This is a genomic window from Clostridium sp. FS41 (assembly GCF_000954015.1).
Classification (GTDB): domain Bacteria; phylum Bacillota; class Clostridia; order Lachnospirales; family Lachnospiraceae; genus Enterocloster; species Enterocloster citroniae.
Window position 1 is genome coordinate 1 of the sequence record NZ_JYHN01000064.1, and the last position, 25,105, is coordinate 25,105.

The 25,105-nt window shown below is 49.1% G+C and carries 22 protein-coding genes and 1 riboswitch; of the genes, 3 read left to right on the top strand and 19 right to left on the bottom strand.

Annotated elements, in window-relative coordinates; all coding sequences use genetic code 11:
- Positions 1 to 86: 86 nt before the first annotated feature.
- Positions 87 to 182, bottom strand: a riboswitch (NiCo riboswitch).
- Between the two features lie 92 nt (positions 183 to 274).
- From CLFS41_RS18075 to CLFS41_RS18100, 6 genes are all read right to left on the bottom strand, one after another.
- A complete protein-coding gene (locus CLFS41_RS18075; RefSeq protein ID WP_007869965.1) occupies positions 275 to 1,261 on the bottom strand; it encodes a diaminopimelate dehydrogenase in 987 nt (328 codons plus the stop codon).
- Between the two features lie 117 nt (positions 1,262 to 1,378).
- Positions 1,379 to 2,152, bottom strand: coding sequence for an inositol monophosphatase family protein (locus tag CLFS41_RS18080; protein WP_045093080.1), 774 nt, complete (start codon positions 2,150 to 2,152; stop codon positions 1,379 to 1,381).
- Positions 2,149 to 2,832 (bottom strand): GyrI-like domain-containing protein, encoded by a 684-nt coding sequence (locus tag CLFS41_RS18085; protein ID WP_045093081.1) that lies wholly within the window; start codon positions 2,830 to 2,832, stop codon positions 2,149 to 2,151. The genes CLFS41_RS18080 and CLFS41_RS18085 overlap by 4 nt, the downstream gene beginning before the upstream one ends.
- 111 nt (positions 2,833 to 2,943) lie before the next feature.
- Positions 2,944 to 4,122, bottom strand: coding sequence for a glycosyl hydrolase family 18 protein (locus tag CLFS41_RS18090; protein WP_007869975.1), 1,179 nt, complete (start codon positions 4,120 to 4,122; stop codon positions 2,944 to 2,946).
- Positions 4,123 to 4,237: 115 nt separating this feature from the next.
- The gene (locus CLFS41_RS18095; RefSeq protein WP_007869978.1) at positions 4,238 to 5,593 is read right to left on the bottom strand and encodes an MATE family efflux transporter; all 1,356 of its coding nucleotides are present in this window, start codon (positions 5,591 to 5,593) and stop codon (positions 4,238 to 4,240) included.
- The gene (locus tag CLFS41_RS18100) at positions 5,583 to 6,020 is read right to left on the bottom strand and encodes a MarR family winged helix-turn-helix transcriptional regulator (RefSeq protein ID WP_007869981.1); all 438 of its coding nucleotides are present in this window, start codon (positions 6,018 to 6,020) and stop codon (positions 5,583 to 5,585) included. Before CLFS41_RS18100 ends, CLFS41_RS18095 begins: the two co-directional genes overlap by 11 nt.
- A 150-nt stretch (positions 6,021 to 6,170) precedes the next feature.
- On the opposite strand from CLFS41_RS18100, the gene CLFS41_RS18105 reads away from it, so the two are divergent.
- Both CLFS41_RS18105 and CLFS41_RS18110 read left to right on the top strand, forming a co-directional pair.
- Positions 6,171 to 7,007: an EcsC family protein gene (locus tag CLFS41_RS18105; RefSeq protein WP_007869987.1), complete on the top strand. Its 837-nt coding sequence runs from the start codon at positions 6,171 to 6,173 to the stop codon at positions 7,005 to 7,007.
- Positions 7,008 to 7,036: 29 nt separating this feature from the next.
- Positions 7,037 to 7,396, top strand: a complete 360-nt coding sequence (locus tag CLFS41_RS18110) for a helix-turn-helix domain-containing protein (RefSeq protein ID WP_045093082.1) — start codon at positions 7,037 to 7,039, stop codon at positions 7,394 to 7,396.
- A 63-nt stretch (positions 7,397 to 7,459) separates the two neighbouring features.
- Here CLFS41_RS18110 and CLFS41_RS29505 read toward each other — a convergent pair whose 3' ends face one another.
- From CLFS41_RS29505 to CLFS41_RS18170, 12 genes are all read right to left on the bottom strand, one after another.
- On the bottom strand, positions 7,460 to 8,305 hold the full coding sequence (locus tag CLFS41_RS29505; protein ID WP_082082628.1) for a helix-turn-helix domain-containing protein: 846 nt from the start codon (positions 8,303 to 8,305) through the stop codon (positions 7,460 to 7,462).
- Positions 8,306 to 8,309: 4 nt separating this feature from the next.
- Positions 8,310 to 9,188: a sugar ABC transporter permease gene (locus CLFS41_RS18120; RefSeq protein WP_045093083.1), complete on the bottom strand. Its 879-nt coding sequence runs from the start codon at positions 9,186 to 9,188 to the stop codon at positions 8,310 to 8,312.
- Positions 9,189 to 9,238: 50 nt separating this feature from the next.
- The gene (locus CLFS41_RS18125) at positions 9,239 to 10,543 is read right to left on the bottom strand and encodes an extracellular solute-binding protein (RefSeq protein WP_045093084.1); all 1,305 of its coding nucleotides are present in this window, start codon (positions 10,541 to 10,543) and stop codon (positions 9,239 to 9,241) included.
- Between the two features lie 232 nt (positions 10,544 to 10,775).
- A complete protein-coding gene (gene htpG, locus CLFS41_RS18130) occupies positions 10,776 to 12,785 on the bottom strand; it encodes a molecular chaperone HtpG (protein WP_045093085.1) in 2,010 nt (669 codons plus the stop codon).
- A 145-nt stretch (positions 12,786 to 12,930) separates the two neighbouring features.
- Positions 12,931 to 14,823, bottom strand: coding sequence for a TRAP transporter fused permease subunit (locus CLFS41_RS18135; RefSeq protein ID WP_045093086.1), 1,893 nt, complete (start codon positions 14,821 to 14,823; stop codon positions 12,931 to 12,933).
- 67 nt (positions 14,824 to 14,890) lie between these two features.
- Positions 14,891 to 15,967 (bottom strand): TAXI family TRAP transporter solute-binding subunit, encoded by a 1,077-nt coding sequence (locus CLFS41_RS18140; protein WP_007870017.1) that lies wholly within the window; start codon positions 15,965 to 15,967, stop codon positions 14,891 to 14,893.
- 44 nt (positions 15,968 to 16,011) lie between these two features.
- A complete protein-coding gene (locus tag CLFS41_RS18145; RefSeq protein WP_007870019.1) occupies positions 16,012 to 16,299 on the bottom strand; it encodes a 2Fe-2S iron-sulfur cluster-binding protein in 288 nt (95 codons plus the stop codon).
- Positions 16,296 to 18,104, bottom strand: a complete 1,809-nt coding sequence (locus CLFS41_RS18150; protein ID WP_045093087.1) for an FAD-binding protein — start codon at positions 18,102 to 18,104, stop codon at positions 16,296 to 16,298. Before CLFS41_RS18150 ends, CLFS41_RS18145 begins: the two co-directional genes overlap by 4 nt.
- Before the next feature lie 16 nt (positions 18,105 to 18,120).
- Positions 18,121 to 19,251 carry an NAD(P)-binding domain-containing protein gene (locus tag CLFS41_RS18155; protein ID WP_045093088.1) on the bottom strand — a complete coding sequence of 377 codons (1,131 nt, stop codon included), beginning with the start codon at positions 19,249 to 19,251 and terminating at the stop codon, positions 18,121 to 18,123.
- A 643-nt stretch (positions 19,252 to 19,894) separates the two neighbouring features.
- Entirely contained in the window at positions 19,895 to 21,121 is a 1,227-nt protein-coding gene (locus CLFS41_RS18160) for a sigma-70 family RNA polymerase sigma factor (RefSeq protein WP_007870023.1), read from the bottom strand.
- 37 nt (positions 21,122 to 21,158) lie between these two features.
- Entirely contained in the window at positions 21,159 to 21,650 is a 492-nt protein-coding gene (locus CLFS41_RS18165) for a DUF5721 family protein (RefSeq protein ID WP_007870024.1), read from the bottom strand.
- A 409-nt stretch (positions 21,651 to 22,059) separates the two neighbouring features.
- Positions 22,060 to 22,704, bottom strand: coding sequence for a GntR family transcriptional regulator (locus CLFS41_RS18170; protein ID WP_040417501.1), 645 nt, complete (start codon positions 22,702 to 22,704; stop codon positions 22,060 to 22,062).
- 341 nt (positions 22,705 to 23,045) lie between these two features.
- On the opposite strand from CLFS41_RS18170, the gene CLFS41_RS18175 reads away from it, so the two are divergent.
- The gene (locus CLFS41_RS18175; protein ID WP_007870026.1) at positions 23,046 to 23,612 is read left to right on the top strand and encodes a DUF305 domain-containing protein; all 567 of its coding nucleotides are present in this window, start codon (positions 23,046 to 23,048) and stop codon (positions 23,610 to 23,612) included.
- Between the two features lie 4 nt (positions 23,613 to 23,616).
- Here CLFS41_RS18175 and CLFS41_RS18180 read toward each other — a convergent pair whose 3' ends face one another.
- The gene (locus tag CLFS41_RS18180; protein WP_045093089.1) at positions 23,617 to 25,104 is read right to left on the bottom strand and encodes a glutamate synthase subunit beta; all 1,488 of its coding nucleotides are present in this window, start codon (positions 25,102 to 25,104) and stop codon (positions 23,617 to 23,619) included.
- Position 25,105 lies beyond the last annotated feature (1 nt).

Consider the following 25,105-nt stretch of genomic DNA (forward strand, 5'->3'; position numbering starts at 1 on the left):
CTGAAGATATTCCCTCCACCTGCAGAGCAGGTGGTTTATTTTTACTGTGACACAATAAAAACACCTGCGGGACAATACGAGTAAACGACTGTCCCACAGGTGCTTTCCTACCTGCTGCCGCATGTTGCGGCCCGGCTCCTTTATGGTTTCATTCCATATCAGGCCTGTTCAGATTGTACTGTAGCTCTTATGCAGTGCAATGGATCCGGATATATCGGTTTATATCCGTTTGTATTAAGGTATGATGGAATGATTCGATTTGTGCTATATAGGTTTACAGAAGGTGCTTTCTAAGTTCTTCCCCCTCCTGGGCGCTGAGGTAAGACGGCGCAATGTCAAACACAGTCCTGCATCCGGTCTGCCCTTCTTTGCTCAACCGGTAGGCGGCTCTTGCATAGGCCGCGATCACGGAAGCTGTAAATTCAGGATTGGAATCCAGCTTCAGGCTGTATTCGATCACATGGCTGTTCTCATCCTCCCAGCCTGTCTTGCCTGTGCGGATGACAAAACCTCCGTGGGGGATCCCTGCATGGTCACGGAGAAGTTCCTCCTCCGAGATAAAATGTACCGTGGTATCATAGTCTGCAAAATAGTTGGGCATGGTCACAATGGCCGTTTCAATGGCCTTAAGATCCGCCCCCTCTTCTGCCACTACAAAACACTCCCTTGTGTGCTTCTGCCTGGTGGTAAGCTCCGGGCAACTCCCGCTTCTCACCGCTGTCAGCGCTTCCTCCACCGGAATGGTATACTGCCTTGCATCCTTCACCCCATGGATGCGGCGGATGGCGTCCGAATGGCCCTGGCTTACGCCCCGGCCCCAGAAGGTATAGTCCCTGCCGCCCGGAAGGACAGCGCTGGCATACAGGCGGTTCAGTGAAAACATGCCCGGATCCCAGCCAACGGAAATGATTCCTATATGTCCGCCTGCCCTCGCAGCCCTGTCCACCGCGTCAAAATGCTGAGGAATATTGGCATGGGTATCAAAGCTGTCGATCACATTAAAATATTCCGCCATCTGGGGCGTCTGCACAGGAAGATCCGTGGCGCTTCCGCCGCAGAGGATCAAAACATCGATCTCATCCTTCATGGAGGGAGCATCCTCTGCTGATAAAACCTTTGCCCCTTCCGTAAGGATCTGAAGGCCCGCCGGATCCCTCCTGGTGAAAACAGCCTTCAGTTCCATATCCGGATTGTGCCTGACCGCACACTCCACGCCTCTTCCAAGGTTGCCGTATCCTAAAATTCCCACTCTGATCGCCATGTATAACACTCCTTTTGCATATGTTTTTAATTTTTGTAAATTATACTATAGCTAAAGGTGAATGGCAAGTTTTTTTCTCTAAAGTATAATCCTGGTCTTTTACTGTACTTACTTTTTTCAGGCTGACAGGATCGACAGCAGTTCTTTGCTGATCAGGCCATTGCTGGCCACAATAGGACTGGGCACTGAAACATCCGGATCCTCACCATTGTAACCGGTAACCCTTCCTCCAGCTTCCTGTATCAGCAGCATTCCAGCGGCAAAATCCCAGGGTCTTAACACCCTCTCAAAATAAGCATCCGTGCGGCCGCAGGCCACATGGGCAAGTTCTATGGCCGCAGATCCGTTCCTCCTGATATCGGAGCAGCGCAGAAACACCTGTTTAAAATCCTGGAAATTCCTGTCCGCCAGCTGGTGGTCATAGGGGCTGGTGCCAATGGCGATCAGGCTTCTCTCCATGGTGTCCACACCGCTTACATGGATGGGTTTTCCATTGAGCCATGCCCCTCCTCCCCGGATCGCATAAAACATCTCGTCCGTGTAGGGCTGGTAAATAATCCCCAGTTCCAACTGCCTGTTGTCACAGAGCGCAAGTGACAGCGCGCTGTTTCTATTGTCATGGATCAGGTTGGTGGTTCCGTCCACAGGATCCAGGATCCACACAGCTCCTGAAAAGTCGATCTCACTGTTATCCTTTTCCTCCCCCATAAACTGGATATCCGGATACAAGTTTCTAAGCCCCTTCTGTATCATCTCCTGCACCTGGAGATCCACCTGGGTCACAAAATCCGCCACCCCCTTAACCTGGATCCTGGATGCCCCCTCATGGTCTAAAAACAGGGGCTTTACCGTCCTTGCAAGCTCCATTATCTTTGCCGCGTCAACCTTCATCTTCTTACGTCCTCCTGTCTTTCTATGTGTACTCTCGGAGTCTCCTCCGCACCCATTTTTACGGGATGCCGGATCACTGTCTTCCGCCTGGAAGCCTCGGTCTTCCTGGGATCGGAAAGATAGATTTCATGGTGCAGGCGGGTGGCGCTTAAATCGTTTTCATAGCCGTTGGCGGCGATGTACCCATCCATCCTGGCAACGGTGGCTGGCTCCTCATCATATGCGCCGTGGTGCATGATCTGGACACACAGTCCTTCATCTATGGTAAGATATTCGGCAAGGGAACAGTCCAGTTTTTTCTTTCTCTCCGCCTCCCTTACCGCCCAGTCAAAGTCCTCTTTTTTCACAAAATCCGGCAGCCGGATCACGCTGATCCAGTTAAAACTGCTTTTGTCCGAATAATCCACGCCATCAACGCCGTCCTGCCACCTGAAGCCCTCCAGAGGAGGAACCACATACTCAAAAAAGCCATCGATCTTGTAGGGTCCCTTATAGCTCATCTTTATGGTATAGGCGACTGCATATAAAATCCCCACCCCGCGCTGGTATTCTCCCCCCTCTTCGTTGGGATCGCCCTTTCCGCGGACAGCTATGTACCTGGCCGGCTTAACCGTAACAAACTCAGGCTGGTCCTTTGGCATGTAACATTCTTTGTACTCCTTTTTAAAGTCAAACGGCATTGCAGTCACCTTCCTTTGTTTTACTAGAATATTTTTCTTTTTGTATACCTTTTCATTCTAATATCCGTCTGTGAAAAAGTCAAATGGATCAAACAAAAGGAAGGTCTTATATTATGCCCCATCCACTGAGTTCAGCCGTTCCATCACCTGCCACTCCCTCTCAATATAGAACATCTGGTCCAGCATCAGCCAGTTGGCCCGAAAGAAACTCATCAGCTGCCAATAACCGGCCCCGGAAAGCCCGTATTCCTTGATCAGGTCAAACTTGGCTTTGATGCTCCTGACATCCTCAAACCACACCTCATGCTGGATCCCATACTGCCAGTACCGGAAATAGGGAGACATGGCGGTCTCGTCAAACCGGATATCCACTCCAAAATCAATGGCGATCTGCACGGCCTGCCTGTTATTGATCGTCCTGGCCCTTGTCACTCCCCTCTCATAGGGAAGGGCCCAGTCATACCCGTAGTTGGGAATCCCCAGGCTCAGCTTTTCCCTGGGGATGGCGGTTATGGCATAATCCACCACCCGTCTCACCATGTTGATGGGTGCCACGGCCATGGGCGGCCCCTGGCTGTACCCCCATTCGTATGTCATCAGCATAGCCCGGTTGGCGGCCGCCCCCAACAGCGCATAATCAATGCCCTCGTACAAAAGCCCTCTCTGCTCCGCCGATGTCTTGGGGGCCAAAGCCACTGAGACAGGATAGCCGAACAGGTTCATCACCCTTGTTGCAAGGCTTACAAAGGCTGCGAACCCCTCCCGGTCATCTGCCAGCACATATTCAAAATCAATGTCCAGGCCGCCGAATCCCTTTTCCTGCATGGTGCGTCCCAACTCCCATATAAGTCTTTGCTGCAGCTCATGATCCCTGACCAGCCCGGATACAAGGTTATTGTTAAAATGTCCGTCTTCCCCCAACGGAGTCAGCGTCAGTATGGGCCGTGTCCCCCACTGACGCGCCTTTTCAATCATCCAGGCATCATCCGTCATGGGCGGTACCAGCTCTCCCTCCAGGGTGAACCCATAGGAAAATACCTTCAGTCCATCCAGAAACGGCAGGGTTTCCTCCAGTACCTCATTATCAATAAAGGGATATGCGTACCCACTGGTGTAAAGAGGCGTCCTGTCATGGACAGGATTCCCATCTGAAATATAAAGAGCCTGGCCAACGGCCAGGCGGTATGGGTATTCAATCTGATTATCCCAGATCACGGTCTGGGTGGAAATGTTGAAAGTCCTTGCAATGGAGTCCACACTGTCCCCCTGTTTTACCACATATAGTTCCAAGGCATTGCTCCTCTGCCTGTATTTATAGAATTATATGCAGCAGCAGCGGGTTCTCATTCGTAAATTATGCGTGATGGGACTCTCTTTATTCCGCAGAACTTTATTCCGCAGAACTTTATTCCACAAGACTTTTTGACATCCATTTCCCGCTCTTTACCCGCAGGAAGGAAAATATAAATCCAAAGGCCCAGCCGGTGGGAATGGACCACCAGATCGCGCTGGCGCCTATGTAGTGCGCAAGGAGGTATGCGATGGCCACACGCGAAAACAGGTTGACCATGGAGCTGAGCATGAATGCGCCCATGTCCCCGGCTCCGCGCAAAAGACCATTGCCCACAAACAGTGCGCCCATCAGCAGATAGAACACGGAAACTGTCTTCATGTACTTAAGGCCGTAACTCATGGCGCTTCCCTCCGCCCCCTGGTTCAGGAACAGCCCCAGAAGCTGCGGGCCAAAGAGGTAGATCAGGGTGGTGATGATCAGTGAGAAGATAAATACCATAAACATACATGATTTATATCCCTGCTTCACCCTGTCCATCTTGCCCGCTCCGATGTTTTGGGCCGTATAGCTGGAAATGGCATTGGAAAAGTTCATATTGGGCAGCATGGCCAGGGTATCGATCTTGGTGGCCGCTGTATAACCGGCCACAAACACCTTGCCGTAGGAGTTGACCAGTCCCTGCATCATCATCATACTCACCGACACGATGGACTGCTGAAGCATGGAGGGAACGCCCACCTTGGCAATCCTCCTGGCCGCATCCATATCAAAATAGGCGAAGGCAGCTCCTCTGGCTGAGGGTTCATTTTCCATCTTCCTTAAACGCCCTATGAGTACAAAAAATGAAATACATGCGCAAAGTCCCTGGGCGATCAGTGTCGCCCATGCAACGCCTGCCACTCCCATATTAAACTTAATGACAAACAGCAGGTCCAGTACAATATTGGTCAGGGCTGACACCATAAGAAACTTAAGGGGTGTCTGGCTGTCTCCCAATGCATTATAAATACCATTCAGGGAATTGTATAAAAAGAGGAATATGGCTCCTCCAAAATAGATCCTCAGATAGGCCAGGGAATCAGCCATGATATCCGGATCTGTTCCCAGAAGTTTCAGCAGAGGGCCTGCTGCCAGTTCACCGATCCCCATTATGATCAGCCCAATGACACCCAATGAGATCAGGGCGGTGGATACAGTTACCTTCATCTCCCTTATCTTTCCCGCCCCAAAAAACTGGGAGATCACCACCGTACATCCCATGGACAAACCGGCCGCCACTGCCACTGACAGGAATACCACGGGGAAAGATGAGCCAACCGCGGCCAGGGCGTCCTCGCCCACAAACCGGCCCACCACCATAGAGTCCACCATGTTGTAGAGCTGCTGGAACAGGTTTCCCACCACCATGGGTATTGCAAAGAAAAACAGAAGTTTTAAAGGCTTTCCCTCTGTCAGGTTATTGATCATTTGTACATCCTCCTTGTCTGTGTCGGTATTTCATTGCATTCTCAGCAATACGTCTTACAAAATCCTGATGAAGGGACCGCTCCTCCTCCGTAAAGCCGGAATAGCAGATTGCGTCCCATCTCATGAATATCTTGTCTGTCTCCGCCAGAACCTTCTCACCTTCCGCTGTCAGGCTCACCAGCTTCTGCCGCTTATTCTTCTCATTGACCACCCGGCAGACCAGCCCCTTTTCCTCCAGCTCCGACAGATTTCTGGCGATCCTGCCCTTGTCCATGTCAAAATGGGCGCACACATCCTCCTGGGTGCAGCTGCCCCTGCGCAAAAAATTAAGGACCTTCCCCTCCAGCGGTTGAAGTCCAAATCGTTCTAACTCGTTCCGTATAAACAACAATTCACAGCGGCGGTATATTCCCGTATACTGATTCATCCTTCCTCCCGGATCCCATGGATCGCTGAACGTTTGTATAATACAACAGTTGTAACATTCAACTATTATAGTGGCATATGGTATGGATGTCAAGTCCGTTATGTGGTATTATGTTGGATAGTATCATATTTTGAAAAGACAGGTGATCCTATGAAGAACTTCCACAAAAAAACAGCCCTTGAAGCAGAATGGGCCAGATTACAAAGGCGGGAGGAGCGTTTTCTCAAAAAAATTGCTATGGAAAAAGAATCCGTTCTGAACCGCCGTCTGGAGCATCTTGTTCCCCCTAAGCTGTCCTCCACCCTTGATACGGCGTTCTACAAAGCATTTGAGGTGGTGTTTGAAAAAGGCACTCCCATCATAGAAAAAACATACCGCAAAGAGGATCGGGAGACGGCCTACAAGGTCAGCGCGTACGCGGTGAGCCTGAAGGAAAGCAGGCGGAATCTGAAAGCATTTTCCAAACGCGCGCAAAACAGCAGGGCGGTCAACCTCCTGGCCTCCGGCGCCAGCGGAATCGGGCTTGGCGCCCTTGGCATTGGGCTGCCCGATATTCCGCTGTTTACGGGAATGCTTCTTAAATCTATTTACGAGATTGCATTGAACTACGGATTTTCTTACGATACGGTGAGGGAACAATGCTTTATCCTAAAGCTGATCCGGGTTCCCCTTTTACCAGGTGAGATGGCTGTCCGGGCGGACGGGGAAGTAAATCAGCTGATTGCGGAGAATCATGGCGGTGACGGCAGCATCCGTATGACAGGTGAAGCAGAAACATCCATCCACGAAAAAAAGGCGCAGATGCGCCTGACCGCCCAAGCTCTCTCCCACCAGCTTTTATACATGAAATTCCTGCAGGGGATCCCCATTGCAGGGATCGTGGGCGGAGCCTTTGATGCCGTGTATTTGAAAAAAATCACAGACTACGCGGACCTGAAATACAGGCGGCGGTTCCTGTTAGGACGCGGCCCGCAAAATGAAGGATAGCACTAATATGGCGTGGGAATGGCGCAAAGATGTACCAGTTACAAACAGGCTTTCCCGGTTCACCAAAATTTATTTCCATCCTGCCTATGGTCCCCCAAAACTCCACGGTCTCCGCCCCTGCCAGTCCGCCTCCGATTTTCATGGAAAAGCTTTATGTACTGGAGGATGCGCCAGTCATAACCGAGGATCTGCTGCGGGAAAATTATCATTTTTCCACCTGCTCATCCGGCTCCCTATCTGCTTTGCAGTTCAAGCCCCTGAAAACAGCGGCGGATGAATTTGAAAAACAGTATATCAGGGAGGTGCTGGAGCATTCCCATGATCTGGACGAGGCTGCCATGATCCTTGAAATTGACAGGAACTGGCTGGACCATAAGTTAAAGGAATAAGGGGCGCTGCAGGATGGTAAGAACCATCGCCGCAGCACCCCTTATTCCTTTAGTCCTGTAAATCTAATACAACCGTTTATAATCATTGGGAGTTACCCCCATTTGCTTCTTAAACACCTGGATAAAATAGCTGGTATCATGATATCCCACCAGATCCCCAACCCTGGAAATACTGTAATCCGTTGATGTTATAAGCTCCACCGCCTTATTCATCCTGATCCGCAGCACATTCTCAGAAAAGCTTTTGCCCGTATACCGCTTGAGCAGGCGGGTAACATAGTTTTGGCTCACGTGGAATTCATCCGCCAGTTCATCCAGGGAAATGTCGTTTTTGTAGTGCAGTTCCAGATATCCCAGCATGCTTCCCACGGTGAGCAGAGAGTTGGTGGACATAGGACACACATTGGGCATGAACTTGCTGAAGGAATAAAACAGCTGAATGGAGTAGGACAATGCAAATGCCACCTGGGGCAGTATGATGGCCGCATATGTGTTCAGCAGTCCCATCTTGCTGAAAATAGTAAAGAGGGGGATCAGCGCCACCTGACATGGAAGCATCAGCCCCAGCATAAAATAATTCAGCATGAATTGATTCCGTTTGAACTTGATCTTGGCCAGCGCAAACCCGGCCATTGAACTGATGACCAGAAGCACTGCCAGGGTGAATACCAGAATGATGATGCTGTTCTTAAAGTAGGTGACAATGGGACTGACCTCCAGCACCCGTTTGTAATTGGCCAGCTGGAAGGAAGAGGGAAATGCATAGGACGGCAGTTTGCGGAAATCTTCCTGGGTTTTCAGACTGGATAAAAACACATAGAAAATAGGGTATACCTGAATGACCGCAAGGATAACGGCCGCCAGCCCTTTAAGAGGCGCAAAAACCATTTTTTTCTGACTTGTCTTCATCCCATCACTCCCTTTCCGCCGTCATTTTCCGAAATCCCAGGCCAATGACCAGACACAGGATCACAATGGCCATGGCCACCGCACTTCCGTATCCATAGCGCTGGCTGGTAAACGCCTGTTTGTACATGTAGGTGGACATCAGTTCAGAGGCATTGGACGGCCCTCCCTTTGTCAGCAGGAAGGAGACGTCAAAGGACCTCAGTGAGCCGTTTAATACCAGCAGACAATTGGCCACGATCACCGGCATGATATACGGAATCTTTACATAGATGAATTCCTGGACCACATTGGCTCCGTCCACAATGGCCGCCTCGGACAATTCCCCCGGCACGCCGATCAGGGCCGCATAAAAGATGACCATATAAAGCCCCAGATACTTATAAGCTTCTACAAAGGCCGCCACATAAAGGGCCAGTTTCCGGTTGGAGATCCACTCCATGTATAACAGGTCCGGATTGATGGCTCCCAGCACAGCGTTGATCACACCTGTTGGGGTAACGGAAAACAATTTGCTGAATATCTGGCAGATAGCCACGGACGAGATGACCACAGGCACATAGTACAGGGTCTGAAGCCCTGCCCTGAAATGGGTGATCCGCGTCAAAAAGATTGCAAACAGCAGGCCTCCGAACACCTGGATCACCACATCCACAACCGTATAGATCAGCGTATTCTTTACGCTCAGCCAGAACACCGGGTCCCCGGTCAGCAGATCCATATAATTCTTAAGCCCTGCAAATGTCATGGAACCCACACCGTTCCAGTCAAAAAAGCTGTAAAAACAGGCCCAGACTACTGATACCGCCACAAAAAGCGTGTACAGTATAAAAGCAGGAAGCAGGAAAGTAAAGATCACCTTTCTTTTTCCAAATGCGTTCTGCATGGTTCCTCCTTATCCCGGTCCGGAGGGGTAAGGCCCTCCGGACCGTCCCACTACTTTGTTACATAGGTGTCTGCAATTGCACAGTATTCATCAGGCGTGATCTGGCCCTGAACCAGCAGCTGCTGTAGATCCACCAGCTTTGTGAGGGTGGCTGAATCCAGCTTGTCGTCCCAGGATACCCAGCTCTGCTTTGCATTTTCAAAGAACGGGTACACTTCCTTCATGATCGCACCTGCTGAATCCGGCACCGGATCATTAAAGGGCGAAAACACCTTGGCCTGGTCATAACAAAGACCGGTGAACTCATTGCAGAGATACTGGAAGAATTCTTCCATCACATCATCATAGGTCTGTTTATTAAAGGCATAGGCAAATCCTGCGTGAAGGGGTACGTTGGTCTCCATGTTCTCCATGCCGTCCACGTCCGGCACCGGGAAAAATCCCAGCTGGCCATTGCCGTAAAGTTCATCTGCTTTTGCAATATCGCCTGAGCCTGAGTACATCATAGCGCCTGTCCCGCCATAGAACAGTTCTCCGTTGGCCGTATTGTCCGTGCTCAAAAAGCCCGGCTGGAAGTAGCCTTCTGTCCCCAGTGTATAGAGCAGGCCAGCCCCCGCCTTTGCCGCTTCATTTTTCTCAAAGCTGTCCTCCCCGGAGATATATCCTGTTATGAACCCGTCATGGGTCACCCTCCAGGGGGCAAAGGAGAGGTAGCGCATCAGCTGCCAGTTTTCCTTGCCGCCTACGATCAGGGGGATCTCTCCGTTATCCTTAAGGACCTTACACACATTCAGGAACTCATCCCAGGTCTTTGGCACCTCAAGCCCGTACTGACCAAAGATATCCTTTCTGTAGGCAAAATACTCGGCATACAACGCGTTGGGCATAAGATACATCTGACCGTCTTTTGCATCCGTAAGGAAATCAATGATCGCCTGATTCATGGAGTCATATTTTCCGATTTTTTTCAGCTCCTCCCCTATATTCACCATGGCGTCAATTTCCTGGGCCGCTGCAGACAAGGAGCCATTGGCACAGCCGTAAATATCAGGAAGGGAATTGCTGTTGATGTAAAGCTGGAGCTTTGTAATATAATCCGCATCCGTGGGCACAAGTTCGATCTCACAATCCAGGCCCTTCTGCTGGCAGAAATCCTTGATCGCCTTGCCGTATATCATATTGGACTCCGAGGTCTCGGATCCTTTTAACAGGGCTGTGATCTTTTTTCTCTGGGAACCGGCCCCGGCTGTTTCCCCCAAACCGCCGGCTGTAGCGGACGATGAACCGCAGCCGGCAAGCAGGGAAGCTGCCGTCACCACTGCCGCCAATAAAGATATCATTCTTTTCTTTCTCATATAATTCTCCCTCTTATAATTAGTTTTTGCTTGTATCGGATCCGATCTCCTTTGATATACGAATTATACCATTGCCCATACCGGCCAACAATCTTAAATAAACACACAAATATGACTATTCAACACAATGGATGAATTAAAATAGAGGAACAAAGCAAAAAAGCACTGCCCGTCCCACCAGACCAGGCAATGCTTTTTCTATTACTATGATCCCCACCCGGGAACCATTTTTTTATTCAGCTTTTTCCCCAGCCATGATCATCATGATCTCATTGCTGCGGCTGACAAACTTTGTCATACGCTCAGGTGACAATGCACCGTGGCTTAAGCTGGCCAGATCATAGAGCTGCTCGCAGATCTTGCCTGTATTGTCCCCTTCCTTGTGGTTCAGCACATACTGTACCAGCGGATGGTTGGCATTGAGCACCAGTGTCTCTCCGGTTCCGCCAAACATTCCCATATCCATACCGCCCATGCTGTACATCTTCATCATATCCTGCATACGGCGGGTATCCTCTGACACGGTGATCATGGATGCCACTCCGGCATTCTTCATCTTCTCTACCTTGATGTCCAGCTTGTCGTTATCCAGGGCTTTCTTAAACAGCTCCGACAATTCCTCTGAAGTCTTCTTAAATTCCTCATCATCCTCCTTTACTTCCTCCTTAAAGGCAGCGTTTAAGTCCGTGTCAATACGCAGGAATTTAAGGCCTTCCTTCTTCTGTTCCACATGGCTGATAAAGGGGTTGTCAATGGCGGCCGGCATGATGACAGCGTCAATTCCTTCCTCCTTAAACATGTTGATATACTGGCTCTGCTCCTTCTCATTGGTCACATAGAACACTGTATTCTCATGCTTTTCCTTATTCTCATCCAGGCAGCCCTGAAGGGTGAGGTACTTGCCGTCCAGGTTCTTGTAGAGAATGAAATCTCCCATCTTCTCAGCAAACTTTTCATCCTTAATATATCCGAATTTGATAAAGGGCGCAATGTCGTCCCAGTACTTCTCATAGTTTTCACGGTCTGTCTTGCACATACCGGACAATTTGTCCGCCACCTTCTTGGTGATATAATCGGAAATCTTCTTTACAAAGCCATCGTTCTGCAGGGCGCTTCTGGATACGTTCAGAGGCAGGTCGGGACAATCGATCACACCCTTAAGCAGCATCAGGAACTCCGGGATCACTTCCTTTATATTGTCCGCAATAAACACCTGGCTGTTGTACAGCTTGATGGTTCCCTCCAGACTGTCGTATTCCATGTTGATCTTTGGGAAATACAGGATTCCCTTTAAGTTGAAAGGATAATCCATGTTCAGGTGGATCCAGAACAGCGGCTCCTTGTAGTCCCTGAACACCTTGCGGTAAAAGCTCTTGTAATCCTCCTCGCTGCACTCGTTGGGATGTTTGTTCCACAGCGGATTGGTATCATTTAAAGCAACCGGACGTTTTAAGATCTTATATTTTTCCCTGGACGGTTCGATCTCAACTGTTTCCTTGGTCCCGTCCTCATTTTCCTTTTCCTCAGTCTTCGCAGGCTCGATGACAGTCTCTATCACCTTGTCCCTGTCCGTGAGCTCGTCCTTCTCAATAGTCTCATACTGGGGTTCTGCCGTTTCATTATCCAGGAAAATGTTCACCGGCATGAATGCACAATATTTCTCAATGACTTCCCTGGCCCTGTACTCGTTGCAGAATTCCGTGCTGTCCTCGTTGAGATAAAGGGTGATGGTGGTTCCCACACTTGCCTTATCCCCTTCTTCCATCTCAAACTCGATTCCGCCCTCTGACTCCCAGTGGACAGCCTTTGCGTCCTTCTGCCAGGAAAGGGATTCGATACTTACCTTATCAGCCACCATGAACGCAGAATAAAAGCCCAGGCCAAAATGTCCGATGATCTGGTCCTCGTTAGCCTTATCCTTGTACTTGGACATAAAATCCTGCACGCCGGAAAACGCGATCTGGTTAATATACTTGTCGATCTCTTCCTCTGTCATGCCCAGACCGTTGTCCGTGATCTTGATGGTCTTGTCCGTGGGGTTCACGGTGACCTGAATCTTATATTCCACATCCTCAGGTCTTTCATACTCTCCCATCAATTCCAGCTTTTTCAGTTTTGTAATAGCATCACAGCCATTGCTGATCAGCTCCCTGTAAAAAATATCGTGGTCTGAGTACAGCCACTTTTTGATTACCGGGAAAATGTTCTCGCTCGTGATTGATAAACTGCCTTTCTTTGCCATCTTTCATCCGCCTCTTTCTTATATAATAATAGTTCTTGTAAATTCTGTATGCTTACTCACAAGGTACATTTTAGTACCTACTGAAGAAAATGTCAATAAAAAATTAGCACTCATTTTTATTGAGTGCTAATAATTTCATTTAAGCTTATACCGTTACCTGTTTTTCTTTTTTGCTCCGCATAACCTGCAAACTCAAAAGGCTTATCATTAAGATTACCCCTATCAGGTCCGTGACAGTCTCCGGAATAACTAAGCACAGGGAAGCCGCAATCGCCAATACCCGTTCCAACATTTTCATGGGCCCGATCCCGCATCCAATCAGCCCCATACTCAATCCGTAAGCCCCCACAAGGCAGGTAAGACCGGATTGGAAAAGCTCCAAGGGAGTCCCAATCCCCAACATGGCCGGACTATACACAAAGGTATAAGGTATAAGGAAAATAATAAAACTGTATTTAAACGCTGAAAGGCCAAGCTTCCACATATTGTCGTTCACAATCCCCGCGGCGGTGAAAGAAGACAGCGCTACAGGCGGAGTGATCATAGACAGATTGGCAAAATAAAATACAAAAAAGTGTGCTGCCAGAACAGGCACGCCCAGTTTAATAATACTGGGACACAGCAATGTGGCCGACATGATATAAGCCGCACTGGTAGGCATGCCCATGCCTAAAACAAGTGCCATGAGCATTGTGGCGATCAGAGCAAACAGCAGGTTGCTGCTGGCCAATGCATTGATCATGCTGGAAAAGCGGATCCCAAGGCCCGTGGCAGTGATCTGACCAACGATAATGCCGGCCAGAGCACAGGGCATGGTAACAATAACAGCCTGTTTTCCGGTGGCCACCAAGGCTTTGATAAAGTCAAACAGCGTAATCCGTGTATCCTTGCGGATCATGCACAGGGCAATCAGCACAATTGTTGCATAGGTACAGCACCGCATCATAGAACCGCCCCGAATAATCAGCGCAACCAAAACCACCACGCTTAGAAGCAGATGGATGTCCTTCATAATCTCTTTCCGGTATGCCGCTGCCTCAATCTGAGGCTTGGCCAGCTTATTTTTCCTGGCGTACATGTCAACCAGAAAGTAAAGGGCTGCTAAAAAGATAAATGAAGGGATAATGGCTGCCAGCATGATATTGGAATAACTGATCCCCGTCATATCAACCATAATAAATGCCGCTGCTCCCATTACAGGAGGGATCAGCTGTCCTGCGGTTCCGCCAATGGCCAAAATACTCCCGGTAAAACGGTTCTCAAAGTTCTGCTGTTTCATTGGCTCATACATGATGGTTCCAATGGAAGCTACATTGCCCGGAGCACTGCCAGAAATCATGCCAAAAAGAGCGGAAGCCACGATTGTAGCTTTTCCCGCGCCTCCGTTGGCCTTACGGGTAAGCAGGGTAGAGATATTCACAAACAGTCTGCCTGCCGGTGTCGCTGTCAGGAACGCACCAAACAAAAGGAAATAAAACACAGTACCGCAGGCAGTGCTCACAGGTGAACCAAATACACCCGTAGTAGAGAATATCTGCACCTCCACAAATTTTGCAAGCGACATATTGGAATGCGCCAGCAGGCCCGGCATCATTTCCCCAAAAAATCCATAGCCGATAAAAATCAGTACAATGATGGTCAAAGCCAAATTCACGGCACGCCTGCTGCATTCAAGCATCAGAAGCAGCAGGGCTATGGCTGTAACATAGTCCATGGTGGTAAGGGGATCCACGTAGGCCATCCTGGTGTCATAGCGCGTACTGTTCATCACCATATAGACACAGCAGAAAAGAATGATTCCCACGAAGATATATTCATACCACTGGGGAAGATATTTCTCCCCCTTTGGAACCTTATATTTTTTGAAGGTTGGAAATGTAAGAAATACCAATCCCATAGCAAAACAGACATGGATGGGACGCATGATAAGGGCGCTATAGGAGCCTCTGACCACTACCCAAAGCTGGAACATGACCCAAACCAATGCCCAGATCGCTCCTGGATTACAGAACGCTTCTATGTATTTATTTTTTTTCATAATTTAGTTTCTATACCCTTTCTTCAGTGTATTCAAGGCTTAGAACTATCATCCCAGGCCCCTTTTATCAGTCCAGTATCCCAGCTTCTTTGTAATATTTCTCAGCACCTGGATGGAGCGGAAGGCCCATACCAGCCAGATCACCGGCCTTTTCAGCTGTAAAACGCTGAAGGGCAGTGTGTCCCGCCTTCACATCATCCACATTTTCACACAATGCCTTTGCAATATCATATGCTACATCATCCGGCATGTCTGCGGTACAGAATAATGAGGAGGTAACTCCAAAAGTATCAATGGCGGCGTCCTGTCCTTTGAAGCAGTTGGCCGGCAAAGTCTCAGGACTGAATCCCTTTTCACCGGTAAATGTATCGATCATCTCCTGAGGGAACTGGATAAAGGTCATGTCAACAGTGGATGACAGTTCTGTCACGGCAGCATGGCCCTGGGTAATATTGTGACATACAAAATCCGTACGTCCATCTTTGATATTCTCCACACTGGTGCTCCAGTCCGCGTATTCTACCGTGCCGCCCCAGGAAATGATATCGTCAAAGGTCATGCCGTAATACTCCAGGATCATGGATGTAACGATATTGCCCATGTTCCCTGCAGGAAGCACGCTGATCTTTATGGGGGTGTGGTTGGCGGCCACCTCGGCCAGATCCGTCCAGCCAGCATCGGTGCGGACCAGCGCAATATAGTAGAACGTGTCTAAATAACCGGCAATGCCGCGAAGGCTGTCGTAAGCCTCTGTGTACAGGTTCTCACCGTTATATGCCCATTTATTTGATAAGTTGTATCCGATCCCCATCTGGTAGGTGCCTGCTGCAACCTGAATGGGATTGGAAGTGGCGCCGCCCTCGGCTACGGCATTAATCATGGAACCGGCAGGAAGTCCCTTGGGGATTACCTCAGAAAATGTTGCACCGTAGGAGTACCAGGAAGTTCCGGTGCTTCCGGTAACAAGATCCAGGGTTACCGGATCACCGGATGGATTGCCGCTGCTTTCCCCTGCAGTCTCCCCCGATGCGCCGGTTGTACCGGCAGGCGCGGCTGTGTCCGCCTTCTTGCTGCTTGTGCAGCCAGCAGCTGAAATCATCATTGCCAATACTAAACCTAATGAAACTAATTTTTTCACTTTCATTTTCGTACCTCATCCTTTCATTTTTCACAATTGTTTTTTCATACTTAACGGATTACCACTAAATCCCGGACAAGCGTCCCTTCCCCAGGTTCCAGAAACATCTTTTCAGCATCAATATCCACTATTTCCGCACACGCCAGAATGGTTCTGCCATTTAAACGGCAGGCGCAGCGTCCGCAAATTGCCTGGCAGCAGGAGGAATGACGATAATAAGCCAGTGTATGATCCAGATTGGCATATATGTAATCCAGTACATCCATAACCTTCATACCCTGTACAACCGGAACCTCATAAACAGAAATGTCCTTGTTTCTTTTAATCTCTACCCTCATGACATCTCTCCTTTCAAAATCGTTTCAGCTATGCAATCCAGAACTGAAGGATAATTCCTGGTATCAAGGGGCAGATAGGTAGGGATAGGTACTTCCTTTTCATAGACCAACTCTCCATCTTTCAGTTCTGCCAACCAGCTGAACAGAAAGTTTTCATTGTCTACCTGCTGCTCATCCATTCTCAGATGGCACCCCCGGCTTTCTTTTCGGTTCAGCGCAGAATAGATTCCAATTTCCGTACACAAAGCCAGATTCCGGATTATTACGGAATTAATCCATTCCAGGTTGTATTGATCAGCGCCAGGCGCCGCCAATTGATCCAAAGAAGCCCGCAGCTCTCGTATATGGTCATAAGCCAGCTGCAACCGCCTGCCATCACGGACAAATCCAAAACCTTCCTCGCTTATCTGTTCCAGTTTCTTCCAAGCCTCAATCGCACTGACCCCTTGGGATTTCTTTCTGGGCCCCACCAAAAATTCCTCTGCCTTATCCAGATTAGCAGGCTCAAGGTCAGCAGCATTCTTGGCGTAAACTGCCGCATTTTTTCCGGCTGTCAGCCCGTTAGCCAGCATTTCCGTCAGGCCGTCACCGCTTCGGAAAGCGCCGAACAAACCTCCGGTGACCTCTCCTGCCGCGTACAAGCCCGGAATATCCGTTTCAAACTTCTCATTGACAACAATGCCGCCCATGCTGTACTCGTTTCCAAAACCGCACATCAGCCGTTTGCCATTGGCGATCATGTCCTCAGCCAGCTGCTGAAGATCGATGTGGTGGTACTTATCCTTTCCATGCCACCAGTGTTGGTTTTCATAGAATGTCCTAAAACCATCCCGGATCTCCTCATCCGTATAAGCCGAATAATCCATGTAAAAACGGTTCCCATATGTATCCCATTTTTCATACATGCCGGGAGCATAAAAGGCACAATAGAGAAGTTTCTTGACCTTACTGTTGGAAGCATTCGTCTTAAATCTTGGCTCGGAGGAATAAGGAAGCTCCTTGCCATCCAAATCAGTGGCCTTGTGCCGCAACGGAAAGATGTTTGGCATAGTCATCTGAAAAGGAAGGATGGACCCCTTTGCGTAAAGGGGCTCCTGGATTGTGGGAATTGCCAGAAGAAACTCCATGTCCTTAACCTTAGCACCCGCTCTAAGGGCCATGGCGATTCCATCCCCTGTCATATCGCTGTTGGTATTCTTAAGCTCATAGGGCTGCCAGCCTCCGGTAGCCATAATGACCGACTTTGCCCGAAACTCAATGATCTCCCCGGTATAAACATTAAATCCAATAGCTCCACAGACCTTACCATCCCTGGTAAGCAGATCCGATACCATGATATCTTCATAAACAGGAATTTCCTTTTGGGATTCCAGCCCCCGCTTCAAAGCTCTGCCAAAGGCCACCCCTCCAGCCCGCCAACGGCATGCCTTGGGGGCGAACACAAAAGTACTCCCACACTCCTTTACCCAGTGAAGCAGCTCCTTTACAGCATAAGGACCGTCTTCCACAAACCTCTTTTGAAGCTCCTGGTTCCCCAAGCCAAAGGCGCAGGCCACCATTTTCTCAAACAGGCTTTCCGCCGTATACTCCTGATTGGCATCAGCTTCACCGCAGACATCCCTGGCCCCCTGGCCATCCACCCCAAAGCTGCCTCCCAGCATAATAGCATTGCCGTTTTTCCCCACTTTTCCTTTTGAGACAAGGACAACTTCTGCGCCTTCCCGGGAAGCCGTCACAGCGCTCATTACCCCTGCGCCTGAGCCTCCGATAACAAGGATATCGCTCTTAACCATGCTCCGTCCCATTTTATCCCTCCTTGTATTAACGTTTAGCCAAACGATAAGAATGGCGGTTCACCGTCATATTGATCATATAAGCAATCCCCTCCGCACTGTCAAAAAAGCTCTCATCAAGGGTTCCATCCATCCATTCCCTGGTGGCCTGACGTAAATGCTCGGTAAAATAACTGCGAAAAGTGGAAATCCCCTTTTCTGTCACGCCGCCTTTTGTTGCCCTGTGCTTCATATCCAGCTCCAGTTCATTCCGGTCCGACAACTGTACTGCCAGAGAAAAGGCTTCAAAGTTTGCGCCATGAAATCCCTGGGCCAATGTTTTATCAAACCCAACTGATACTATATAGCGCAGAATACCGTCATACCATGAAACAGACAGGCGGTACACAAATTCTCGAATATATTCAGGGGCATCCGTCTCGCGGCAGGGATACATCCCTTGCCCCTCCAGTCCAGCATGTTTGCGGAACGCCGCGCGCCACACAGAGGCAATGTCCTGAATGGGAACCTGAAATCCCTTATCAGCTAAACCATCCGCAATTGCACAGACGCAGTCGGAAATAGTATAAGTAGTAATCTTACTGGAAAGACCACATAAACTCTGATCCTGATCCATTACAAAGCTCTGGCTGAATACATTGGAGAACTCAATGGCACGCGCTTCCCTGTCTTTTGGAAAGGGGCTGCCAAAGCATATAAAACCCGCGCCCAGCTTCTGCAAAGGAACCCCTTGTTTCTCTTTGACCATACTGGGCAGAAACTTTGCAACCAGAACATCCCCGCCCAGCAGATCCAGATACATTTGAGGCGCCGGGGTGGGACCAAAGGTATATATATCCGGCAGTCTCCAGTTTTCTTTACGCGCCTCTTCAAAATAGGGCTTTAGGGTTTCTTCCGCCACAAGGGGGATTACTTTGGGCGGGGTGGAAACAATCACAATGTCAGGCTTTTTTTCCCGAAGGAGTTCAAGCGCATTACCTGCCGAGACTTGGAACGGGACCTGCTTTTGCAGCTCTGATACTTTGTCCGGATTATTGCGTACCCCGAAAACATTGGTTTCCACCTTGTCTCCCAAAAGCAACCGGTAACCTGGCATCAAAAATTTTCCGATGTTCCCCATTCCAATGACCACAATGTTATAGTTGGGCTCCATCATCATATCCTCTTACCTCCTTATCATTTTGTTGTCATCTTAAAACATATCTAAATCTGCCTATAAATTCTCGATCACATGGAGTCTTAAACGCCCCGGGGTGATAGCTGTAATGGGAACTGTCAGGTGAGCTGTTGTCAGCTCTATATGACAATATATCGTTTTGTCATATACTATAACCCTTAATGGTTCAGGTATATGGCTTGAAGGCTCCATGAAACCGGATCACAACTATAATTTTAATAATTAAAATTCATAAGCAGGATATTTCCCTGTATTTTAATTTGTAAAAGCATTGTCTATGGTTAGATGAGCCAAATTTTAATAAATGAAATGATGTTTTAATATTTGACATTGTTATTATATCAGTGCACTTTGTACAAGTCAATATATTTGTATAATATATTTTATCATTTATTCACATACGAATGAATTGTATTTAATATGTTCAATGGTAATTATAGATTAAAATATAATTATTTATATTTATTTTTTAGTTATGTCTACTTCACACATTAATTTTGGGTATACAAAAAGGCTGGTTGATCACCAGCCTATATGCCCATATTCAGGGAAATTCTTTAATTGGTATGCAACATTCGCTCCTGCATCATATATTCGCAAGAACTTATCGATTCAGGCAATGTCATCAGCCGGGAAGAAAATCCCGGATTTTCCTGCTTTTGGAAGGATTTCTCAGTTTTCTCAGTGCTGCTGTCTCAATCTGCCGGATCCTCTCCCTGGTAACATTAAACCGTTTCCCCACCTCCTCCAGGGTCAGGGGATGGCCTGTCTCAAGACCGAACCTGAGGATAATGACCTCCCTTTCCCTGGGGTTCAGCCCCTGGAGCATGGCATCGATCTCTTCCCTGAGAAGAAAGCTTTCCGCCTTATCCTCTGTGGATGCATTGGCGTCATCCGCCACAAAATCCCCCAGATTGGATCCCTCCTCATCTCCCACGGGCGTTTCCAGGGAAACCGTATCCCCGGAAGCCTGGATCAGCTCAATGACCCTCTTTTCCGGAAAGCCTACTTCCTCCGCCACCTCCTCCGTGGACGGCTCCCGTCCCAGCCGGACCGAAAGGCTCCGCTGGGCTCTTCTGATCTTGTTCACTGCCTCCACCATGTGCACCGGCAGGCGGATGGTCCTGGACTGGTCTGCCAGGGACCGCGTGATGGACTGTTTCACCCACCAGGTGGCATATGTGCTGAGACGGTATCCCTTGGCGTAATCAAACTTTTCAACAGCTTTCATAAGGCCCAGGTTCCCCTCCTGGACCAGGTCCAGGAAACTCATCCCACGGCCCGTATACCGCTTGGCAATGCTCACCACCAGGCGCAGGTTGGCCTCCACCAGCTTGCGGCCCGCCTCGGCATCTCCCTCTGATTTGCGCCTTGCAAGTTCTGTCTCCTCCTCCGGTGTCAGGAGGGAAATGGAGCCGATCTCTTTTAAGTATTCACGGATAGGATCTGCGGTGGATACTCCGTCCAGGATTTTCTCGGACTGGTATTCATCATACTCCTCTTCCCCATCCTCCCCGCTGCTGTCCATGTGGGCGCTGCCGCTGTCCGGATCATCCGTATCACTGTCCCTGAACCTCCACTTAAACTCTTCTCTCACCAGCCCCGTATTGTCAAGGGGCGTTTCATCATCCAGGAGAAGTTCACTGTCCGGGACTACTTCCTCCCCTTCCTCAGGTACCTGGATCTGGACACCCTTCAGCTCCAGTTTGCGGTAAACATCCTCCATCTCCTCCGGAGTCACCTGCTGGCCGGCAAATGCATCCAGCACCTCCGTCATCTCCAGGCGGTTCTCCTTTGCGGCGGCATTGCTGACCAGCTGTTCCAGTTTTTTAGACATTTCCATCTTATCCATATGCTGTCCTCCCCCTTCATATGGGACCTGCCTCTTCTCAAGTGCACACAATCTCATGGGAACGCATAAAATTCCTTACCGCGTTATCCCATTCCGTTTCAAGCGTCTTGTCCAGTGTAAAGAAATTCAGAGAAGTTCCCGTTACACAATATAATGCGCCGTCTTCGTACCGGATATTCAGATAAAGTCCCTGAATCTGTCCGCTTGCGATCCCTGTTCCGGATTTTCCTGCAAATTGCTCCACATCATGGGACGACAGACACAACACAATATGAAAGCTCCCCGGAAGCTTCTTTCCCTTGATCAGCGAAAAGCAGATAGGCTTAAGCATTTTCCACGAAGAAAAATCCCCAATTTGTTTCTCCTCCAGCTCTTCCTCCGAATAATACCCCTGTTTAATATGACCGTCAATGGTAAAGCTGTTGAAGGTGACAATGGTGATCTCTTTCACAAGAAAACCGTCAAAATCCTCTTTTACAAACAGCTTGGATGTAAATGCCCTGACATCTTCAACTTTTAATGCAACCATAACCTTCTCCTGCCCGCAGCACTGCTGCAGTTTTCCAAATTCTTACTCAATTATACAGTTTTTACCTATTAACGTCAAATGAAAACTGATACACATTTACATGCTTATCTTGTCTGTTTTTATCAAGAAAAACAGCTTCCCATGAGGCTTATCATGAAAAGCTGTCCTGCATATTGTCTCCAGCATCCCGATATGAAAATTCGTCCAGATATCACACATCCGGCCTAAAAATGCCGCCATATATAGTTATAGGGAAAACAGGGAAATGACAACTGACAAAACCAGCATATCCGGGATAATAAAGACAGAAAGACAAATCAGTAAAAACAGTTTAGCACATACGGTACGCCGTGAACAGAGTCTTCATACTGACTACACCGCGAAAGGAAGACGGACAGTTTCCCACCGCCTATACTCCCTTTCCCATCAGAAGGTCGAAAGAGCTCTGCTTTCCCTGCTGCAGATGATAGATCATTGCCTGGGCGGCCTTTTCGTAATCACTTTCCAGCAGCCACTTGGTGATCTCTATGTGCTCTTCCATAATATACTTTAAACGTGAGTTCCGGTTTCCGGTCATGTTGCGCAGTCTTCTGGTCTGGTCCTGAAGCTGGTTCATGGTCCTTGTCAGATGGGCGTTACGGCACTGGTCCAGGATCATGTCATGCAAAATATAATCCAGCTTGAATTTGCCTTCCTCATCCTTGGTGTTCTCCAGGGATTTTTTGCAGTGGTCCATGTATTCCTTTAATTCGTCCTTTGAGATATCGCAGCCCCAGCGCCTGATGATATGGGGTTCGATCAGTTCCCTGACCTCATATACGTCCCGTACATCACTCATCACAATGTCAGTTACCCAAATACCCTTCTTTGGCATAAATTTCACCAGGTTTTCCTGTTCCAGCCTGCTGAGTGCTTCCCGTATGGGGGTATGGCTGGAGTCCACTTCCTGTACCAGCTCGATTTCATTCAACAGGGTTCCCGGTTTATACTGACATGTGATTATCTTTTCTTTTATGATCTGATACGCTTTATCTTTAAGGGTTTCCTTAGCCATATGTCTCAATCACTCTCCTTATAAAAATCACTGCCGGATCTGCAGCCAAAGGGCACCTCCGGCAAAACGCATGATAATTATTATAATACCACATAATCCCCCATCTTTGGCAGGTTTTTTTTATTTTTCGGCATTTTCGGATAAAACCATAACTTTAGACCGTTCCTTCAGATATGTTTTAGCTCAATTGCTGTATGGGCACCATAAATGCTTCCCGGTTCCATCCCATCCCCGGCGTTTTCTTGCGGGAACCGGTGCGGCCTTTTATCATATAATAGAATAAAAAGCCGGATATCCCCACATTATGTCCTACATGATCCGGCCGCAGCAGGAGCCCGTCTATGAACAGAGAACCATCCTTCAGCCTTGTAACCATCAACTATCTGAACCGTTTTTACAGCATCCTGGACAGAATGATCCAGGACATGACAAACGCCCGGCTGGGAAACAGCATCTCCGTCAACTTTATGACGCAGATGATCCCCCATCACCGGGCAGCAATTGAAATGTCACAAAATCTTCTTCAGTATACCACTAATATCCCACTGCAGAACATTGCCTTACAGATCGTATCAGAGCAAAACAAAAGCATTGAGAACATGAAGAGCATCATCGGCACATGCGGCCAGTTCTCCAATTCCCCGCAGGAGCTGGACGCTTACCAGAGGGGGATGGATCAGATCATGGACACCATGTTCTCCGAAATGGAGCATGCCTGCGCTGTCAATAATATAAATGTCAGCTTTATCCATGAAATGATCCCTCACCACCAGGGGGCGATCCGCATGTCGGAACTTACGCTGAAGGCTTCCATATGTCCCCAGCTCCCCCCTATCCTGCATGCCATTATCACTTCCCAAAAACGAGGGGTGATGCAGATGGAACAGCTTCTCCAATGTATATGCTGATATCCTAAGCCAGATTGGAGTACCCCATCAGGCTCTTATCCACGGCGCGGGCCACCTCACGGCCTTCCCTGATGGCCCAGACCACCAGGGACTGTCCCCTGTGCATATCACCTGCGGTGAACACTTTATCCACGCTGGTCCGGTATGACCCCGGTTCCGTATCCACATTGGTCCTTGCATTCAGCTGTACCCCAAATGCATCCGCCACATAACTCTGGCTTCCCAGGAATCCGGCCGCAATGAGCACCAGGTCAGCCTGGATCTCCCTCTCGCTTCCCTCCACGGGAACCATAAGGGTGCGGCCGTTCTCCTCGTCCTTCTTTGACACCAGGTCCACGATCACGGCTTTGCACACCCTGCCCTCTGCATCCTTTACAAACTCCTTTACCGTTGTCTGGTATATCCTTGGGTCCTCCCCAAACACGCAGACAGCTTCCTCCTGGCCGTAATCCGTTTTAAGGACGCGTGGCCACTCCGGCCAGGTGTTATCCTCCGCCCGTTTAACCGGAGGCTTAGGCATCATCTCCAGCTGGATCACTCCGGCGCAGCCCTGGCGGACGGATGTGCCCACACAGTCATTGCCCGTATCGCCGCCGCCGATCACCACCACATGTTTATCCTTTGCGGATATGTAATTTCCGTCCTCCAGGTGTGAATCCAGCAGGCTCTTAGTGGTTGCCTTCAGGAAATCCACTGCAAAATAAATGCCCTGGGCATCCCTTCCCGGCACATCGATATCCCTGGGATTGGAGGCGCCGCAGGCCAGGATCACCCGGTCATATTCCTTCATGATCCGGTTGGCCTTATAGCCCTTACCCACATCGGCTCCCGTGACAAAGCTGACGCCTTCCTGCTTCATCACATCCACCTTGCGGTCAATGACCCATTTCTCCAATTTCATGTTCGGTATCCCATACATCAAAAGGCCGCCCACCCGGTCGCTGCGCTCAAACACAGTAACTGAGTGTCCCCGTTTGTTCAGCTGGTCCGCAGCAGCCAGGCCCGCTGGGCCGGAGCCGATCACCGCCACCTTTTTACCTGTGCGGATGCTGGGCGGGTTGGGACAGGCCACCCCCTGGTCATACGCCTTTTCAATAATGGCCCATTCATTTTCCTTTACCGTTACCGGATCGCCGTTTAGCCCGCAGGTGCAGGCCGCCTCACAGGGAGCCGGACACACCCTGGAAGTAAACTCCGGAAAACTGTTGGTCTTTTTAAGCCGGTTATATGCCTGGCTCCAGTTTCCTGTATACACCAGGTCATTCCATTCCGGGATCAGGTTGTTCAGGGGGCACCCGCTGACCATTCCCTTTATCATAATGCCCGACTGGCAGAAGGGGACACCGCAGTCCATGCAGCGTGCGCCCTGCTTTTTCCGTTCCTCCTCGTTTAAAGGGGTGTGAAACTCATTCCAGTTCCTGATCCTGTCCTTTGGAGCCGTCTCAGCACTCACTTCACGTTCAAACTCTAAAAATCCTGTCATCTTTCCCATG

What these genes read in the sequence shown, in the direction of transcription:
- CLFS41_RS18075 (WP_007869965.1), bottom strand. Translation starts at nt 1,261, where the DNA reads ATGGCGATCAGAGTGGGAATTTTAGGATACGGCAACCTTGGAAGAGGC.
- CLFS41_RS18080 (WP_045093080.1), bottom strand. Translation starts at nt 2,152, where the DNA reads ATGAAGGTTGACGCGGCAAAGATAATGGAGCTTGCAAGGACGGTAAAG.
- CLFS41_RS18085 (WP_045093081.1), bottom strand. Translation starts at nt 2,832, where the DNA reads ATGCCGTTTGACTTTAAAAAGGAGTACAAAGAATGTTACATGCCAAAG.
- CLFS41_RS18095 (WP_007869978.1), bottom strand. Translation starts at nt 5,593, where the DNA reads ATGATCAATAACCTGACAGAGGGAAAGCCTTTAAAACTTCTGTTTTTC.
- CLFS41_RS18100 (WP_007869981.1), bottom strand. Translation starts at nt 6,020, where the DNA reads ATGAATCAGTATACGGGAATATACCGCCGCTGTGAATTGTTGTTTATA.
- CLFS41_RS18105 (WP_007869987.1), top strand. Translation starts at nt 6,171, where the DNA reads ATGAAGAACTTCCACAAAAAAACAGCCCTTGAAGCAGAATGGGCCAGA.
- CLFS41_RS18110 (WP_045093082.1), top strand. Translation starts at nt 7,037, where the DNA reads ATGTACCAGTTACAAACAGGCTTTCCCGGTTCACCAAAATTTATTTCC.
- CLFS41_RS29505 (WP_082082628.1), bottom strand. Translation starts at nt 8,305, where the DNA reads ATGAAGACAAGTCAGAAAAAAATGGTTTTTGCGCCTCTTAAAGGGCTG.
- CLFS41_RS18120 (WP_045093083.1), bottom strand. Translation starts at nt 9,188, where the DNA reads ATGCAGAACGCATTTGGAAAAAGAAAGGTGATCTTTACTTTCCTGCTT.
- CLFS41_RS18125 (WP_045093084.1), bottom strand. Translation starts at nt 10,543, where the DNA reads ATGAGAAAGAAAAGAATGATATCTTTATTGGCGGCAGTGGTGACGGCA.
- htpG (WP_045093085.1), bottom strand. Translation starts at nt 12,785, where the DNA reads ATGGCAAAGAAAGGCAGTTTATCAATCACGAGCGAGAACATTTTCCCG.
- CLFS41_RS18135 (WP_045093086.1), bottom strand. Translation starts at nt 14,823, where the DNA reads ATGAAAAAAAATAAATACATAGAAGCGTTCTGTAATCCAGGAGCGATC.
- CLFS41_RS18140 (WP_007870017.1), bottom strand. Translation starts at nt 15,967, where the DNA reads ATGAAAGTGAAAAAATTAGTTTCATTAGGTTTAGTATTGGCAATGATG.
- CLFS41_RS18145 (WP_007870019.1), bottom strand. Translation starts at nt 16,299, where the DNA reads ATGAGGGTAGAGATTAAAAGAAACAAGGACATTTCTGTTTATGAGGTT.
- CLFS41_RS18150 (WP_045093087.1), bottom strand. Translation starts at nt 18,104, where the DNA reads ATGGGACGGAGCATGGTTAAGAGCGATATCCTTGTTATCGGAGGCTCA.
- CLFS41_RS18155 (WP_045093088.1), bottom strand. Translation starts at nt 19,251, where the DNA reads ATGATGATGGAGCCCAACTATAACATTGTGGTCATTGGAATGGGGAAC.
- CLFS41_RS18160 (WP_007870023.1), bottom strand. Translation starts at nt 21,121, where the DNA reads ATGGATAAGATGGAAATGTCTAAAAAACTGGAACAGCTGGTCAGCAAT.
- CLFS41_RS18165 (WP_007870024.1), bottom strand. Translation starts at nt 21,650, where the DNA reads ATGGTTGCATTAAAAGTTGAAGATGTCAGGGCATTTACATCCAAGCTG.
- CLFS41_RS18170 (WP_040417501.1), bottom strand. Translation starts at nt 22,704, where the DNA reads ATGGCTAAGGAAACCCTTAAAGATAAAGCGTATCAGATCATAAAAGAA.
- CLFS41_RS18175 (WP_007870026.1), top strand. Translation starts at nt 23,046, where the DNA reads ATGAACAGAGAACCATCCTTCAGCCTTGTAACCATCAACTATCTGAAC.
- CLFS41_RS18180 (WP_045093089.1), bottom strand. Translation starts at nt 25,104, where the DNA reads ATGGGAAAGATGACAGGATTTTTAGAGTTTGAACGTGAAGTGAGTGCT.